At 59.4% G+C, this 17,079-nt stretch carries 15 protein-coding genes; 14 read left to right on the top strand and 1 reads right to left on the bottom strand.

All coding sequences use genetic code 11. The features are described from left to right. Nucleotides 1–2 precede the first annotated feature (2 nt). The 3 genes from CFBP6623_RS24540 (at nucleotide 3) to CFBP6623_RS24530 (ending at nucleotide 4,372) form a co-directional block, all read left to right on the top strand. Complete coding sequence (locus CFBP6623_RS24540) at nucleotides 3–854, top strand: ferritin-like domain-containing protein (RefSeq protein ID WP_080843124.1); 852 nt, start codon at nucleotides 3–5, stop codon at nucleotides 852–854. Between the two features lie 288 nt (nucleotides 855–1,142). Then, nucleotides 1,143–2,912 carry a diguanylate cyclase gene (locus tag CFBP6623_RS24535; RefSeq protein ID WP_080843123.1) on the top strand — a complete coding sequence of 590 codons (1,770 nt, stop codon included), beginning with the start codon at nucleotides 1,143–1,145 and terminating at the stop codon, nucleotides 2,910–2,912. 251 nt (nucleotides 2,913–3,163) lie between these two features. Beyond that, complete coding sequence (locus CFBP6623_RS24530; protein ID WP_080843122.1) at nucleotides 3,164–4,372, top strand: MFS transporter; 1,209 nt, start codon at nucleotides 3,164–3,166, stop codon at nucleotides 4,370–4,372. A gap of 182 nt (nucleotides 4,373–4,554) precedes the next feature. On the opposite strand, the gene CFBP6623_RS24525 is transcribed toward CFBP6623_RS24530, so the two are convergent. Then, on the bottom strand, nucleotides 4,555–5,022 hold the full coding sequence (locus CFBP6623_RS24525; protein ID WP_046801324.1) for an Lrp/AsnC family transcriptional regulator: 468 nt from the start codon (nucleotides 5,020–5,022) through the stop codon (nucleotides 4,555–4,557). Nucleotides 5,023–5,143: 121 nt separating this feature from the next. Between CFBP6623_RS24525 and CFBP6623_RS24520 the strand changes: the two genes are divergently transcribed. The 11 genes from CFBP6623_RS24520 (at nucleotide 5,144) to ehuA (ending at nucleotide 17,070) form a co-directional block, all read left to right on the top strand. Then, nucleotides 5,144–6,622, top strand: coding sequence for an NAD-dependent succinate-semialdehyde dehydrogenase (locus CFBP6623_RS24520; protein WP_080843121.1), 1,479 nt, complete (start codon nucleotides 5,144–5,146; stop codon nucleotides 6,620–6,622). Nucleotides 6,623–6,636: 14 nt separating this feature from the next. Continuing rightward, on the top strand, nucleotides 6,637–8,040 hold the full coding sequence (locus CFBP6623_RS24515; protein WP_046801293.1) for an aspartate aminotransferase family protein: 1,404 nt from the start codon (nucleotides 6,637–6,639) through the stop codon (nucleotides 8,038–8,040). 168 nt (nucleotides 8,041–8,208) lie between these two features. Further along, nucleotides 8,209–9,657 carry a PLP-dependent aminotransferase family protein gene (locus tag CFBP6623_RS24510; protein ID WP_080843120.1) on the top strand — a complete coding sequence of 483 codons (1,449 nt, stop codon included), beginning with the start codon at nucleotides 8,209–8,211 and terminating at the stop codon, nucleotides 9,655–9,657. Nucleotides 9,658–9,727: 70 nt separating this feature from the next. Next, nucleotides 9,728–10,747 carry a hydroxyectoine utilization dehydratase EutB gene (eutB, locus tag CFBP6623_RS24505; protein ID WP_080843119.1) on the top strand — a complete coding sequence of 340 codons (1,020 nt, stop codon included), beginning with the start codon at nucleotides 9,728–9,730 and terminating at the stop codon, nucleotides 10,745–10,747. Next, a complete protein-coding gene (gene eutC, locus CFBP6623_RS24500) occupies nucleotides 10,744–11,757 on the top strand; it encodes an ectoine utilization protein EutC (RefSeq protein WP_080843118.1) in 1,014 nt (337 codons plus the stop codon). Before eutB ends, eutC begins: the two co-directional genes overlap by 4 nt. Further along, complete coding sequence (doeA, locus tag CFBP6623_RS24495) at nucleotides 11,754–12,932, top strand: ectoine hydrolase DoeA (protein WP_080843117.1); 1,179 nt, start codon at nucleotides 11,754–11,756, stop codon at nucleotides 12,930–12,932. The genes eutC and doeA overlap by 4 nt, the downstream gene beginning before the upstream one ends. Before the next feature lie 4 nt (nucleotides 12,933–12,936). Then, nucleotides 12,937–13,950, top strand: coding sequence for a N(2)-acetyl-L-2,4-diaminobutanoate deacetylase DoeB (gene doeB / locus CFBP6623_RS24490; protein ID WP_080843116.1), 1,014 nt, complete (start codon nucleotides 12,937–12,939; stop codon nucleotides 13,948–13,950). A gap of 61 nt (nucleotides 13,951–14,011) precedes the next feature. After that, entirely contained in the window at nucleotides 14,012–14,863 is an 852-nt protein-coding gene (gene ehuB / locus CFBP6623_RS24485) for an ectoine/hydroxyectoine ABC transporter substrate-binding protein EhuB (protein WP_046801287.1), read from the top strand. Between the two features lie 60 nt (nucleotides 14,864–14,923). After that, complete coding sequence (ehuC, locus tag CFBP6623_RS24480) at nucleotides 14,924–15,589, top strand: ectoine/hydroxyectoine ABC transporter permease subunit EhuC (protein ID WP_080843115.1); 666 nt, start codon at nucleotides 14,924–14,926, stop codon at nucleotides 15,587–15,589. Between the two features lie 12 nt (nucleotides 15,590–15,601). Further along, nucleotides 15,602–16,294: an ectoine/hydroxyectoine ABC transporter permease subunit EhuD gene (gene ehuD, locus CFBP6623_RS24475; protein WP_080843114.1), complete on the top strand. Its 693-nt coding sequence runs from the start codon at nucleotides 15,602–15,604 to the stop codon at nucleotides 16,292–16,294. Beyond that, nucleotides 16,291–17,070, top strand: coding sequence for an ectoine/hydroxyectoine ABC transporter ATP-binding protein EhuA (ehuA, locus tag CFBP6623_RS24470; RefSeq protein WP_080843113.1), 780 nt, complete (start codon nucleotides 16,291–16,293; stop codon nucleotides 17,068–17,070). Before ehuD ends, ehuA begins: the two co-directional genes overlap by 4 nt. The last annotated feature ends 9 nt before the right edge of the window (nucleotides 17,071–17,079 follow it).

Here is a 17,079-nt window from a genome sequence, read left to right as displayed (position 1 = left end):
CCATGTCTAGACTGAATGCCGAACCGCCCGTTCTGACGACGATGCACGCCGTGCTGGAAACCGCAGCCCGCATGGAACAAGAATCGATCGACGGCTATGTCGCCCTCAGACAACGAATGCTGGATGAAAACCAGCCGGCGCTTGCCGCCGTTTTCGAACGGCTGATTGCCGAGGAGGAAACCCATCTGCGTCAGGTCGGCGTATGGGCTGGCGAGACGGTGCCGACCGACACTGCGGGCACCATCGCCGCCCCGGACCTTTCACCCATGTTCGATGCCGAAGGCGCCGATATGGTGCCGCCGGAAACGCTCGACGCCTACCGCGCTTTTTCGGCTGCCGTCAGGAACGAGGAACGGGCATTTATGTTCTGGAGCTACGTTGCCGCCCAGGCGCCCAGCGCCGACGTGCGGCAGGCGGCGGAAAAAATGGCGCGCGAGGAACTCGGCCATGTCGCGACGATGCGCCGGGAAAGGCGCCAGGCGTTTCATGCCGCAAGGGTCGCCGCACCACCGGGAGACGCCCCGGATATTCTCGGGCTGGAGGAGCATTTTTTAAAACTCCTTACCGCTGTGGCAGAATGGCAGGACGATCAGACATCAAGGGCATTTATCGAGGAAACGCAGGCGCGGATCAGCTCCATCCCCGGCCTCACATTTCGTCACAAGCCACGATTGTCCGGACAACTGGATCTGGTGCTTGGTCAGCCGGTTACGCTTTGCGGCATCCTGCTCGACTATTATCTCGACGGGATGAACTGCGAAAAATCCGAACCGGCTCTGAACTTCTGCGCTGCCGCCGCGTCACAGCTCGTCCGTTGCCTCGCCTTCCTGCGCAGCCTTGCTTCCGCTGCTTGATGGCGTTCTGCGCACGTTGAGAACGCGCGGCAGAAGCACTCGAAACTCCACCTGCATCCTGCAGCCGGATGTCATTGACTGCGACAATCCGCTGTTCAAGATAGCCCTGCCGAAACCGCCATATGAAAGTGAAATCCCTGGCGGATTTTCAGGCGATCGGTGCTCACGCACGATAATCTCCGGCAGGTTAACTTCCCGTTTTGACGAGATGCCCTAAAATAAGCAAACTCTGATATTGGATTCGCCGCACCCGGTTTTCATGGCTTGCGGCAAGCAGACGGCGCCATCATGCGACTTAGCACCATCACGAACCTGGCCTATGCCGTGACCCTCGTACTCACGACGGTATCGGCGACTACATTCATTCTGTCAGCCAGAAGCGCTTCTCAAGAGCGAGCGGCCATCCAGGATCACCTCCAGTTGAACGATCTTGCCGAGGAACTGGCAATCATTGCGGATGAGCGCACCGAGGAAGCGCGTCTTTACGTCATGCGAGGCGACGAACAGCACCTGGCGAAATTCTACGTCGACGAAGATCAGGAAAAGCACCTCGAAAATACCCTGGATAAACTCTCCGCGCTCGGTCTTTCGCCGGAAGAGGCAGGATCATTTCAGGAGATACGCAAGAGCGCCGACGCGCTGGACAGGATGGAGCGCGAGGCCATCGGTTTCTATAGATCAAGTCGCCAGAACGCCGCACAACAGATCCTGTTCGGAGATGAGTATTATCGGCTGCATACGGGCCTGCTGAACACCGTCGCGACCTTGAGAGAGGGTATCGCGGTCAGCTCACAAGCAACGGTTGACCAGGCCAAAAGCCGAAGCGATTTCTACGGATCGATCGCCAAGGTGATGCTTGCACTCACCGCCCTGATGTTTGTGGCCGTACTTTACTTCGTCCTTACCAGACGTGTTGCTGCGCCGCTTATCCGGATGAGCAATATCGTTACGCGCCTTGCCAGGCAGGACTACAGTATCGATGTGCCCGACGAGGGACGTCGTGACGAAATCGGCGACATGAACCAAGCCATCCGCATCTTCCGCAGCAACGGGCTTGAGCGGGACCGGCTTGACGCGGAGCACCGCAAGAACCAGCGCATAAAGGACCTGATCCTGCAAATGATGCATCGGATTCAGGCATGTCAAAATCAGGATGAATTGTCCGACGTCGTTTCGAAATTCATGCCGCAGATTTTCCCCGCCATCGCCGGCCGCCTGCTTGTCATCAAAGAACACAGCTCAGTTCTCCAATCGACGGGCCAATGGTCCAATCCATCGTTTTCCGCTCCGGAGTTTTCGATCGACGATTGCTGGGCGCTCCGGCGCGGGCGCCCCCATGCCAGTAACCCTGATGGAGACGACGTCGCCTGCCATCACCTCAAGGAGGGTTTCGGAACCGGCCTGTGTATACCACTCACGGCATTGGGTGACACCGTCGGTCTGTTGTATCTTGAAATTCCGCAGGGTAACGAGACACTGGAGACCGAGAGACTATATCTGGAACTCCTCGCCGAGAATGTCGGCCTTGCCGTCGCAAATCTCCAGCTTCGGCAGCGACTGGTCGGCATGGCGAGACAGGACGCCCTGACGGGTCTCCTGAACCGCCGGTCTCTTGATGAGGAACTGAACAGGCATATTGAGAAGCCAAGCCAAAATCTCGCCTGCCTGATGCTCGACATAGACCATTTCAAGCGCTTCAATGACCGTTTTGGCCACGACGCCGGAGATGCGGTGATGCAATATGTCGCCCAGGTCCTTTCAGAAGCCATTGGTGGTCTAGGTGAATTATTCCGTTTCGGCGGCGAGGAATTCACCGTGCTCATGCCGGCTTCGGGTATTGAAGATGCCATCAAGGCGGCGGAGAAACTGCGACACGCCGTCGAGCGCGCGCCACTGACCTACCGCGGTCGCCTGCTTGACCCCATTACCATATCGATCGGCATCGCAACGTCACCGGCCGCCGGGACCGTGAGCAGCGTGTTGGAACGAGCGGACGCTGCGCTTCTAAACGCCAAGCAGACAGGTCGGAACAGGTGGGTTTCCTCAGACGAACTGTAAATTGAAGAGCCTCCAACCCGTTACGGTATAGGCTCCTGTCCAGTATGCGAAACCGATCATTCCGGTAGGCGAGACCGCCCCAAATCCGTCCTTCATCGCGATGTCAGCGTTCAAACGGGATCCACGCACATGCACATCCGAACATTGTGCAACGCACAAAATTCGGAGGAATAGGCATGAAATTCGGATTTTTAGATACATATCATCCGAAAAAATTCGTCTAAAACTCTCCCAACTCAAGGAGAGAGACCATGACGGACACGACATCAGAATTTGATGGGTCAACAATTGCCCTGGAGGCCGCCGAGGAACCCGCGTGGACAGCTGCGACCTGGTTCGCGGTTCTTTCGATGGCGGCCACCAGTTTCGCACTTGTATCGGCCGAGTTCCTGCCGGCGGGATTGTTGACGCCCATGGCGCGCGATCTCGGCATTACCGAGGGTACAGCCGGTCAGGTTGTTACGGCGACAGCTTCCGTTGGCGCTGTGACGGCGTTGCTGAGCAATGTTCTCATCGGCAAACTGAACCGCAAGACCGTGCTTGTCGGACTTAGCGCACTGGCGATCGGCTCCAACATTCTCGCATCAGTTGCTGCCGATTTCTGGCTATTGTTGGTGGGCCGGGCCGGACTGGGGATTGCGCTCAGCGGTTTCTGGGCGCTTTCGGTTGCGGTTGTGGCGCGGCTCGTCGGCGCGAATTCGACCGGGCGTGGCATGGCTATCGTCACCCTTGGCGTTTCGCTTGCCACCATCGCTGCCCCTTCAATGGGCGCCTTGATCAGTGACTGGGTGGGATGGCGCATCGCCATGTCGATGACGGCGGGACTGGCAATAATTGCCATGCTGCTGCAGATCCTCAGCCTGCCGTCGCTGCCGGCAAGTACAAGCAACAGTCTTTCCGATGTTCTGCGGCTGACGCGGCGGCGCAGCGTTCAACTTGGGATGCTGGCGATCCTGTTGCTGATGACGGGGCATTTTGCCGGTTCGGTCTATGTGCGCCCCTTCCTCGAACAGGTGACGCTGCTTGAGACCACGCCGATTGCTCTCGCCCTGCTCGGCTTTGGCGTCGCTTCCGTGATCGGCAATGTGCTGGGAGGCCGGATGGCTGACACCAGTATCCGCCTCGCACTCATCGTTACCGCCGCCCTGATGGCATTTGCGACGATCGCCCTCGTTGTCTGGGGTGCTCATACCAGCGCCGCATTTGCACTCGTCGCCCTTTGGGGCCTTGCCTTCGGCATGGCGCCCGTGGTGCTGCCGACCAACCTTTCCCGTGGCGCACCCGACGCACTGGAGGCAGCCGGCAGCCTGATGGTCGTTTCTTTTCAGGTGGCCATCAGTATCGGTGCGGTTTTCGGCGGTTACATCGTTGATTCCTATGGGGCTACTGCGCCATTGGCTCTCACCGCCATCCTCGCCGCATCCACGGTCGGTCTCGCTCTGCTGCAGCGTCCCGACTGATCGTTACACTCTCTGCCTCACGCCGTTCGGAGGCAGGCGCCTGATCAAGCGCAATTGTGCTGGCGTTACATTACGCCAGCACACGCGTTTCCAACGCTTGCCTTCGCAGGTTTTCAGTCCGCGGGTGCGGGATCATTCCAAAGATCATCCGAAACGCTCATGTGGAACCAGAGGCACGCCAATCAGGCTTCGATTGGAAAGGCAAAGCCGGCCTTAACACGATCCATCACAACCATGGTCTTGAAGCCCTTAATGTCATGGTTCTCATAAAAGAAACGGCGGGTGAAAGCCTCGTAGTCCTCCATGTCCCTTGCCGTGATGACCAGGATGAAATCGGCGTCGCCTGTCACATAATAGCCGATCATGACTTCCCGCGTGGCGCGAATGGCGGCCTTGAAGCGATCGACGATATCCGCCCGCTCGCGCTCCAGCGATACCAGAACGATCATGGTGATGCCGCGCCCGACGGCTTTGGGTGAGATGATTGCCACATCCGCTTCAATCACCCCTTCCTCGCGCAGGCGCTTCAGCCGCCTTTGACATGCCGTGGGCGACAGGTTGACGATCTGCGCCAGTTCTTCCGATGTCAGGCGGTTGTTCTTTTGCACGGCGTCAAGCAACGCCCTGTCGGCTCGATCTATGGTGGTCATGCAGAATTCCTGCGCCAATATGAGAAACTAAGCACTATTCCTGCGTAACGACAGGAACAAACGCCGCCGATCGATGATGCCGCGCCGCTAAGCTCCTTGCAAATAAAAAGGGAGCCTCCTCATGAAAGATATCGCCAGCGCGGCGCTAAAAAGTCTGCATCGGACCGATCTGGTCGAGCATCGTGCCTTTCTTGATGGGGCTTGGGTGGCGCGTGACGAGAAACTGAATGTTATCGATCCGGCCACCGGCGACCACCTTCTCGCGGTAACCTCCTGCTCGCTCGACGATGTCGATGTCGCAATCGATGCCGCCGGCAAAGCCTTTCTCGACTGGCGCGAACGGCTGCCCGTCGAACGGGGCGACATACTGCGCGCGTGGAGCAGGTTGATGCGCGAAAATGCGCATGATCTCGCCACCATCATAACCGCCGAACAGGGCAAACCGCTTTCTGAATCCCTTGGCGAGATTTCCTATGCCGCCAATTTTCTCGACTGGTTCGCGAGCGAAGGCGAACGATCCTATGGTGAAACCATCCCGAGCCATTTGAAGGGCGGCAGCCTCTCCGTGCAGATGCAGCCAATCGGCGTTACCGTGGCAATCACCCCATGGAACTTCCCTTCCGCCATGATAACCCGCAAGGCGGGTGCCGCTCTTGCCGCCGGGTGCACCATGATCGTCAAACCGGCGCCTGAAACGCCGCTCTCGGCTCTGGCTCTGGCAAAGCTTGCAGAAGAAGCGGGAATGCCATCAGGCGTTTTACAGGTGCTGCCCGGCGAAGCCGCCCCGCTGGCGCGCCGCCTTCTGGAACACACCGATGTTCGCGCATTTTCCTTCACCGGTTCGACGCAGGTCGGACGGATCCTCCTCGAACAATCGGCGGCAACGGTCAAAAAAGCATCGCTTGAGCTTGGTGGCCATGCGCCCTTCATCGTGTTCGACGACACCAACCTGTCCCAGGCGGTCAAAGGCTGCCTCGGCGCAAAATTCGCCACATCAGGACAGGACTGCCTTGCGGCAAACCGTATCTACGTTCAACGCGCGGTTTACGAACGGTTCGTCGATCAGTTTGCCAAAGCGACGTCCGAACTTGTGGTCGGCCACGGTCTTGAACCCGATATCGACATTGGCCCGATGACGCGCGCCTCAGTTGCCGAGAAATGCCGTCAGCAGATCGCCCAGGCTCTTTCAGCCGGCGCACGTCTGGTCTGCGGCGGACAGGATAGCCCTCTGGGCGGCAATTTCGTTACGCCGACGGTCCTTGCCGACGTTACCGACGACATGCTGATCGCCCGTGAGGAAACCTTCGGGCCGGTCGCCGCCATATTGCCGTTCGATGACGAGCAGGAGGTGATCCGCCGCGCCAACGCAACGGAAATGGGGCTCGCAGCCTATCTCTACACCAACGACCTCGGCCGGGCGATGCGTCTCACCAATCAGCTGGAATACGGCATGGTGGCCGTCAACACGCCGAAATTCACCGGCGCGCCCGTTCCATTCGGCGGCTGGAAGCAATCCGGACTTGGCCGCGAGGGGTCGCGCCATGGTCTCCTGGAATATCTTGAACCCAAATATGTCTGCTTCGGCAATCTTGCTGCCTGAAAGGAATTTCTGTCATGACCATCGATATCAAACGTATCGCCGAAATGGATCGCAACGCGGTTCTGCACCCCTTTACGCAGCTGAAGGATTTCGCCAGCGGCAAGCTCGGCGAGCCGACGATCGTTGAAACCGGCAAGGGCATTCGCATTCAGGATGCGCATGGCAAACAATTGATCGATGGTTTCGCCGGGCTTTATTGCGTCAATGTCGGATATGGCCGCACCGAGGTGGCCGAGGCTATTTCCCGTCAGGCCTATCGCCTTGCCTATTACCATTCCTACGCCGCCCACACGACCGACGAACTGGCAATCCTTTCTGACCGGCTGGTGAAAATGGCGCCAGGCAGGATGAGCAAGGTCTTTTATGGCATGTCGGGTTCGGATGCCAACGAGACGCAGGCAAAGCTTGTCTGGTATTACAGCAACCTGCGCGGCAAGCCGGAAAAGAAGAAGATCATCTCGCGTGAGCGGGGATATCACGGCTGCAGCGTCGTCTCCGGCTCCATGACCGGCATGAGCTTCTATCACGACCATATGGATCTGCCGCGTGCCGGCATCCTGCACACCGGCGCTCCCCATCATTATTGGGGCGCGGAAGCAGGTGAGACCGAACTGGAATTTTCAAAACGGCGTGCCGACGAGCTCGAGGCCCTTATCCTTCGGGAAAATCCCGACACGATTGGCGCCTTCATTGCCGAACCGGTGCTCGGCACGGGCGGCATCACACCGCCGCCGGAGGGTTACTGGGCGGCGATACAGAACGTCCTCAGGAAATACGACATCCTGCTGATCGCCGATGAAGTGATCACCGGTTTCGGCCGTACCGGCTCCATGTTCGGCTCGCAGCATTATGGCATCGAACCGGATCTGATTACCGTCGCCAAAGGCCTGACCTCCGCCTATTTCCCGCTCTCCGGCGCAATCGTCGGCGAAAAGGTTTACAAGGTGATGGAGGAAGGCGCTGACCGCGTCGGCGCCTTCTCCCACGGCTATACCTATTCGGGCCATCCGATTGGTGCGGCAGCGGCAAATGCCGTTCTCGACATTGTGGAAAAGGAAGACCTGCCGGGCAATGCACGGGCCGTCGGCAGCTATTTCCAGGAACAGCTCAAGGCGAAGTTTGCCCAGCTGCCAATCGTCGGTGAAGTGCGCGGTGTGGGCCTGATGGGCGCGATCGAATTTGTCGCCGATCGTGATAGGAAAACCCGCTTTGCCCCCGGCCTTGCGGTCGGTGCACGCGTTTCCAAGGCGGCGCGCAACGGCGGTCTCATTGCGCGCGCCATGCCGCATGGCGATATTCTGGGTTTTGCGCCGCCACTCGTCACGACGAAGGCAGAGGTGGACGAGATCATCGCCATCGCCGAAGCTGCTGTTCGCAGCGTCATGGATGAACTGGTACAGGCCGGCGAAAAAATCTGAGGATCCACCCATCCCGGCTTGCGCCATCAATGCCTGTTTGAGCGGCAACGACGTGACGATTGCGCATATTCGCCGTGCAATCGTCACCGGTGATGCATAAGGCTTCATCTTTTTGAAGAACCGTGCATAATGTCATGAAATTACCTTCGCTAAAAACGAGACAATTTCATGCGTCGTCAAGCCAATCCGCTCAGCCTCGATCCGGTTCCCGCAACAAAACCGGTGGCATGGCGGCCAAGCCTGACCAAGCAGAAGGGCGAGACCAAACATTCGGCACTGACGGAACGGATCATCGCCGATATCGATGCCGGTGTCTTGAAGCCGATGGACCGCATGCCGACCCATCGTGATCTGGCCCGCGATCTTGGCCTTTCCGTCCAGACCGTCAGCCTTTCCTACAAGGAGGCTGAACGGCTGGGTTATCTGAGCGGCGAAATCGGCCGCGGCACCTTCGTCAAGGCGCGGGTAACCGACCGGGCGGGCCGCATGATGCTGGATCACAGCCCGACCGAGGTGCTCGATCTTTCCATTATCCGCGGCGTTTATCTCGAAGAGCACGAAACTGCCTCGCGTGCGATCCTGCGCGAACTGGCGGATAGCGACAATTCGGGCTTCATGCGCCCCTGCCGTCCGGTCGCGGGACTGGACAGCCATCGCGAGACGGCACGCAGCTGGCTCGGCATGATGGGCGTCACGGCCGGTGCGGAGCGTATCCTTGTCACCAACGGCGCGGCGCACGGTATTTTCCTCGCGCTCAGCTGCATCGTCCGTTCGAGCGACGTCGTGCTGTGCGAAAACCTTACCGACCACGGCATTATCGGCCTTTCGAACATCCTGGGGTTCAGCCTCAAGGGGCTGCCCACCGATGGCGAGGGTATTTTGCCCGATGCGCTGGAGGCCGCCTGCGCGGCGGGCGGGGTGCGGGCGCTCGTTCTCATCCCCACCCTCAACAATCCCACCGGTCATGTCGCGGGCGCGGAACGCAGGCGCGAAATCGCCGCAATTGCGCAGCGACACGGCGTCTTCGTGATTGAGGACGAAGTGTATCGCCCGATGATCGAAGACGGGTTGCCATCCATCACCGAGATGCTGCCGGATCTGGGCTTCTTCGTTACCAGCTTTACCAAGACGGTCCTAACGGGGCTACGCGTCGGTTATCTCGTCGTACCACCCGCCTATTCCATCCGCGCCGCCTCCATCCTGCGCGTGTCGAGCTGGAGCGGGACATATCTGACCGCCGAAATCGCCACACGCTGGGTTGAAAACGGCACCGCGCGCCGGTTGCTGGACGTCCAGCGTGCCGAAGCCCGTGCACGGCAGACCATTGCGATGGAAATTCTCGGCGACCATATCGCCTCCAGCCATCCTCTCTCCTTCTGCGCCTGGCTCAAGGTTCCGCCGCACTGGACGGAAGACGGTCTGGTCCGTTCCCTGACCAACCAGAACGTCGCGGTCACGCCATCGGAACCCTTCGTTGCCGGCCCCGGCCATGGCGGCGGTATCCGCATATGTCTCGGTGGACGCCTCAACCATCAAACCCTCGTCAAGGCGTTGACGACGGTGCGTCAGGCCTTCGAGCAGCTACCGCCGGTTTATGATATAGGTTCCATCGGCTGAAACAGCCTTGCTCGAAAATCATTGAATCATTACAATATAATAATTGACATGATTTTACTTCGCTCCCAACATGACAATCATGAAGAGCGAAAACCTTTCCATATCCGCTGAAAAATTCCTGCTGCCGGTCTCGGTGGCGGATGTCGAGCAGGCTGCCGCGCGTATCCTCGGCCACGTAGAGCGGACGCCGCTGGTTCGCTCCGATTTCCTGTCACAACGCCACGGCGCGCCGGTCCATCTCAAACTGGAAACCCTTCAGCCGATTGGCGCCTTTAAACTGCGCGGCGCGATGAATGCGATCCTCTCACTTGACGACGAGTCACGCGGGCGTGGCCTCGTCACCGCCTCGACGGGCAATCATGGCCGCGCTGTCGCCTATGCCGCGCGCAAACTCGGCATTCCCGCCACGGTCTGCATGTCCTCGCTCGTCCCGGCAAACAAGGTCGAAGCCATCCGCGCCCTCGGTGCCGACATTCGCATCGTCGGCAGATCGCAGGACGACGCGCAGGAGGAAGTTGAACGCCTGACAGGCAGCCACGGCCTGACGTCGATCCCGCCCTTTGATGATGTGAATGTCGTGGCTGGTCAGGGCACGATCGGCATCGAAATTGTCGAAGACATGCCTGATCTGCAAACCATCCTCATCCCTCTCTCGGGTGGCGGCCTGGCGGGCGGCATCGCCGTGGCCGTGAAGGCTCTGAAGCCGCAGGCCCGTATCATCGGCATTTCCATGGAGCGCGGCGCGGCGATGCATGCATCGGTCTCGGCTGGCAAGCCTGTCTCCGTGCGAGAAGAGGAAACACTGGCGGATTCGCTGGGTGGTGGCATCCGGCTTGAAAACCGCGTGACTTTTGCACTCTGCCACTCGCTGCTTGACGAGATCGTGCTGGTTTCCGAGGCCGAGATTGCTGCCGGCATTCGCCATGCGGCACGTGAAGAAGGTTTGATCGTGGAAGGGGCCGGCGCAGTTGGTTTTGCCGCAATCCTGTCGGGCAAGATCAAAATCGCCGGCCCCACCGCCCTGATCGTCTCCGGCGGCAATATCGACCCGGCCATTCACAAGACAATCGTCGACGGAGCTGTCGCATGAACCGCATCACTATCCTGACCGAAAACGACCTTCGCGCCATCATCAAGCTCGACCTGTCTTCCATCGATTGTGTCGAGCGGGCCTTTGCAGCGCTTGCCACCGAAGCCGTCGCCATGCCGCCGATCCTGCGTCTCGACATTCCAGAGTTCCGCGGCGAAGTGGATGTAAAGACAGCTTATGTGCCCGGCTTTGAAGGTTTCGCCATCAAGGTCAGCCCCGGTTTCTTCGATAATCCGAAGCTTGGCCTGCCGAGCCTCAACGGCCTGATGATCCTCTTCAGCGCAAAAACGGGTTTGGTGCAGGCGGTGCTTCTCGACAATGGTTATCTCACCGATATTCGCACCGCCGCAGCCGGCGCCGTCGCCGCACGCCACCTGTCGCGCGAGGATGCCTCCATCGCCACGATTTTCGGCGCAGGCATGCAGGCACGGTTGCAACTGGAGGCCCTGATGCTGGTTCGCCCGATAAAATCGGCCCGGATATGGGCAAGAAACCACGACAGGGCGCAGAAACTCGCCGACGATTTCGCGCGCGAACACGGCATCGAGGCCACCGCCTTACCCGACCCGCGTGACGCAATACGAGGCGCGGAGATCATCGTCACCACAACGCCATCAGAACAACCGATCCTCCTTGCCGACTGGTTGGAGTCGGGCCAACACCTGACCGCGATGGGATCGGACGCCGAACACAAGAACGAGATTGACCCCGGCGTATTTGTCCGGGCGACCTATGTCGCGGACCGTCTCACCCAGACCCGTATTCTCGGCGAATTACACCATGCGATTACCGCAGGGCGTGTCATGCCAGATCAGCAATTCGCCGAACTTGGGGCCATCATCGCCGGCAAGGCGCAGGGCCGGGTGAGCCGGGACCAAATAACCTTTGCCGACCTGACCGGCACTGGCGTGCAGGACACCGCCATCGCCAATCTCGCCGTCATCAGAGCAAGAGACGCGAAGAGCGGCCAAATCATCGAAAACAGCGTGAAAATGGGAGATGCAGCGTGAGCATAACGCTGAACTTTACGCGCGAGGAATATGCCGCGCGCCTGTCCAAAACCCGCAGAGCCATGGAAAAGGCCGGCATCGATCTTCTTGTTGTCACCGACCCGTCCAACATGCATTGGTTGACCGGTTATGACGGCTGGTCTTTCTATGTACATCAATGCGTGCTGGTGCCGCCGGATGGCGAGCCGATCTGGTATGGCCGCAAGCAGGACGCCAATGGCGCAAAGCGCACAGCCTACCTCGCCCATGACAATATTATCGGCTACCCCGATCATTACGTTCAATCGACCGAGCGGCACCCGATGGATCTGCTATCGCAGATCATCGGAGAGCGGGGCTGGTCCGGCCTCACCGTCGGCGTCGAGATGGATAACTACTATTTCTCCGCCGCCGCCTTTGCGTCGCTGCAGAAAAATCTGCCAAACGCCCGCTTCAAGGACGCCGCCGGTCTCGTGAACTGGCAGCGGGCCGTCAAGAGCCCGACCGAACTCGACTATATGCGCAAAGCCGGCAAGATCGTCGAGCTGATGCACAAGCGCATCGTCGATGTCGTTGAGCCCGGCATGCGCAAATGTGATCTCGTTGCCGAGATTTACGATGCCGGTATTCGCGGCACCGCCGAATTCGGCGGTGATTATCCCGCCATTGTTCCGCTGCTGCCGTCGGGAGCCGACGCTTCGGCGCCACATCTGACATGGGACGACAAGCCGATGCGTCTGGGAGAAGGGACATTCTTTGAGATCGCCGGCGCCTACAGGCGTTACCACTGCCCGCTGTCGCGCACCGTTTTTCTCGGCAAGCCGACACAGGCGTTTCTCGACGCGGAAAAAGCAACGCTCGAAGGCATGGAAGCCGGACTTTCGGCGGCGAAGCCGGGCAACACCTGCGAAGACATCGCCAATGCCTTTTTCGCGGTGCTGAAAAAATACGGGATCATCAAGGACAACCGTACCGGCTATCCGATCGGCCTGTCCTATCCGCCTGACTGGGGCGAGCGCACCATGAGCCTGCGGCCCGGCGACCGCACGGAGCTGAAACCCGGCATGACGTTCCATTTCATGACCGGTCTGTGGCTTGAGGACATGGGGCTCGAAATCACCGAAAGCATCGCGATCACCGAAACGGGCGTCGAGTGCCTGTCGAACGTGCCGCGGCAACTCTTCGTGAAGGGCTGAGACGATGTTGAGCAACGCTCCTCGCCCCTCGCCGATCACGCCCTCCGTCGATTTCGACGCGAAAGGCGTGCAGCACGGTCATTTGCGGCTACCCTACAGCCGCGATGACAGTGCCTGGGGTTCGGTGATGATCCCGATCTGCATCATCGCCAATGGCGAAGGGCCGACAGCGCTTCTGACCGGCGCCAATCATGGCGACGAGTATGAAGGGCCGGCGGCACTTTTCGAGCTTGCCCATACGCTTGATCCGGTTGAGGTAAGCGGGCGCATCATCATCGTGCCGGCACTCAACTATCCGGCCTTTCGCGCGGGCACACGTACTTCGCCAATCGATCGGGGAAACCTGAACCGCAGCTTTCCCGGCCGGCCTGATGGAACGGTGACGGAAAAGATCGCCGATTACGTGACCCGCCATCTGATACCGCTGGCGGATATTGTTCTCGATTTCCATTCCGGCGGCAGGACGCTCGACTTCCTGCCCTATGCCGCCGCTCACGAATTGCCCGACAAGGCACAGGAGGCCCGTTGTTTTGAGGCGGTGGCGGCCTTTGCGGCGCCCTATTCGATGAAGATGCTGGAAATCGACGCCGTCGGCATGCTCGACACGACTGTCGAGGAACTCGGCAAGGTTTTTGTGACAACCGAACTCGGCGGGGCCGGCACGGCGAGCGCAAGATCGATCGATATAGCCCGAAGGGGCAGCCTCAACCTGCTGCGCCATGCCGGCATACTGGCCGGCTCGCCGGATTCCGCCCCAAGCCGCTGGCTGGACATGCCCTCCAGCGATTGCTTCACTTTTGCCGAAGATGACGGGCTCGTCGCCTTTGTCCGCGATCTGGGAGACGCGGTCACGGCAGGTGAAACCATCGCCCGGGTCTATCCGGTCGGAAAAACCGGCCTCGCGCCGGTCGATTACCGCGCATCCATGCATGGCGTGCTTGCGGCGCGCCACGTTCCCGGCTTGATCAAGGCCGGCGACTGCCTTTCCGTCATCGCCACGGTAACGGAGAACACATAGTCAAACGAACCCACGTGAGATCCGAAAACGGACCACGCAACCCAACCAGAGGAGTAATACCATGCACATCACCAAACTCGCCGGGCTTTCCGCCCTTGCCCTTGCCATCGGCGTGACCTCGGCCAGCGCCTTGACCCTCGAGGAGGTCAAGAGCCAGGGATATATCCGGGCCGCCACGGCAAACGAAGTCCCTTATTCCTACATGCAGCCCGACGGCACATCTGCCGGGATCGGGCCTGATGTGGCAAATGCGGTTCTGAAATCCATGGGTATCGAAGAGGTCAACTGGACAGTGACGCCGTTCGGCACGCTGATCCCCGGCCTCAAGGCCCGTCGCTTCGACTTCGCGGCGGCAGAACAGAACATCTCGCCCGAACGCTGCAAGCAGGTCTCCTTCACCGAGCCGAATTCTTCCTACGGCGAGGGCCTGCTGGTGAAGAAGGGCAATCCGAAGAAGCTGACGACCTATGCCGATATCGCCAAGGATCCATCCTTGAAGGTGGCCGTCGTCTCAGGCGCCAACAATGTCGACTTCCTGCGGGCAGTCGGCGTCAAGGAAGAGCAGATCGTCTTCATTCCGGCCAATGCGGATGCGATCCCCACCGTGCAGAGCCGCGCGGATGCCTATGCGGCCACGGAGCTGACCGTCTCCGAACTCGCCAAGAACCAGGCCAATGTCGAGCAGGTCAAGCCGTTCGTGGATCCGATCGTGAAGGATGCGCCGGTCCGCAACTATGGCGGCTTCGCCTTCCGCCCCGAGGACAAGGAGTTGCGCGACGCATTTGACGCCGCTCTGGTCGAGTTCCGCAAGACGGATGACTACAAGAAAATCCTGTCCAAATACGGTCTCTCCGAACAGAGTATCGCGGCCGCTGCCGAAAAGAAGGTCGCCGATCTCTGCGCCGGAAAATAAAGCTCATCGGCGCTCGGTCTTCGCCGGGCGCCGCTCGTCAGGAACTTGGGAAAACTCCAGATGGATATGACCGCCTACCTGCCGATGATGTGGCAAGGCGCCGTCGTCACCATGACGATCACGCTCGCAGCGCTCGTTGTCGGGACATCGCTTGCCTTTTTCTTCGGGATTTTGCGTGTCGAGGGCGGCCCCATCCTGTCCACGGTCGCGCTTTGTTATACGGAGGTGTTTCGTGGCACCTCGCTGCTGGTTCAGCTCTTCTGGTTCTATTACGCGCTGCCGCTGGTGGGGCTGAGCTTTGATCCGATCACCACAGGTATTCTGGTGCTTGCCGCCCATGCCGGCGGTTATGGCGCAGAGATCGTGCGCGGTGCGCTATCCTCCGTTTCCGTGCAGCAGCTGGAAGCGGCCCGGGCGCTGAATTTTACGCGGATGCAGACGCTGTTTCGCATCTCGCTGCCACAGGCAATCGTCGAGATGATGCCGGCATTCGGCAATCTGGCGATAGAAACGCTGAAACTTTCCTCGCTCGTGTCGCTGATCTCGATTGCCGACCTCACCTTTGCGGCGCAGTCGATCCGCAACCTGACGCTGGACAGCACCAGCATCTATTCGATCACGCTGCTCTGCTATTTCGCGATGTCCCTGATCCTGATGGTCATCATCCGGGTGATCGAACATTTCGTCAGGCGCGGCAACGTCTTTCCGCGCACCCGCCATTCGTAAGGATATCTTCTCATGATGTATGGCTACGAATGGGACACCACCACCTGGCTCACCTACACAACGTCAATCCTGCCGATCATCCTGATCGGCCTGACGGTGACGCTGAAGGCGGCAGCCGCCGGCTTCGCCATCGCGCTGGTTCTGGGGCTTGTTTTTGCACTGCTGCGTCGCAGCCGGGTCAAGATGATCTCCTGGCCGACTGCGCTGGTTGTCGAATTCCTTCGCGATACGCCGCTTCTGGTGCAGCTGTTCTTCCTTTATTACGTGCTTCCGGATTTCGGCATCGTGCTACCCGCCTTCCTGACCGGCGCGCTGGCGCTCGGCCTGCAATATGCGGCCTACACCTCCGAGGTATATCGCGGCGGCATCGAGGCCGTGCAACATGGCCAATGGGAAGCGGCGACTGCACTTAATCTCACACGCATGCAGACCTATCGAGATATCATCATCCCTCAGGCCATCCCGCGCATCGTGCCGGCCATGGGCAACTACCTTGTCGCCATGATCAAGGAAACGCCGGTGCTTTCCGTCGTCACGGTTCTGGAGATGATGGGGCTTGCCAACATGATCGGCGAGCGCACCTTCGAATATCTGGTCCCGCTGACGCTTGTGGGCCTGATCTTCCTCCTTCTGACAATAATCTGCTCGGCAGGCCTCAGCCGCCTGCAAAGGGCACTTCCAAAAGCAGGAATACCCTTGCGATGACCAACACCACCAATCAGCCGCTGATCGAATTTTCCGATGTCACGAAGCGTTTCGGCATTCTGACGGTTCTCGACCAGTTCAATTTCAGCGTGGCAAAGGGCGAAAAAGTTACGCTTATCGGCCCTTCCGGCTCCGGCAAATCAACGGTTCTGCGCATTCTCATGACGCTGGAACCGTTCCAGGAGGGCAAGCTTACCCTTGCCGATATCTCCTACCATGAACAAGGCGGCAAAGGCCCCTTTCAGGCTTCGGAGAAGCACCTTCGCCAGATCCGCAATCACGTCGGCATGGTGTTTCAGAGCTTCAACCTCTTTCCGCATATGACGGTGCTTCGCAACATCGTGGAAGCGCCGGTGCGGGTGCTGGGCATTGCCCGCGCAGAAGCGGAAGCGCGGGCAATCGAATTGCTGAAGATGGTTGGGCTGACCGACAAGAAGGATCATTATCCGGTGCAGCTTTCCGGTGGGCAGCAGCAGCGCGTCGCCATTGCCCGCTCGCTTGCCATGCGTCCGCGTGTGCTGCTTTTTGATGAGCCGACCTCGGCGCTCGACCCGCAGCTGGTGGGCGAAGTGCTTTCCGTCATTCGTGATCTGGCCCATGAACACGATCTGACGATGCTGCTTGTTACCCACGAGATGCGCTTTGCCCGCGAAGTGTCAGACCGCGTCTGCTTTTTCGACAAGGGCCGCATCTGCGAACAGGGAGCACCGGAGGAAATTTTCGGCGGGCCGAAAGAAGAGCGAACCCGCGAATTTCTGTCATCGGTTTTGCGGTAAAGCGACATC

The organism is Agrobacterium tumefaciens (assembly GCF_005221385.1).
GTDB lineage: Bacteria > Pseudomonadota > Alphaproteobacteria > Rhizobiales > Rhizobiaceae > Agrobacterium > Agrobacterium tomkonis.
Note: the sequence above shows the minus strand (reverse complement) of the source record. Positions and strands in the feature narration are given on the sequence as shown.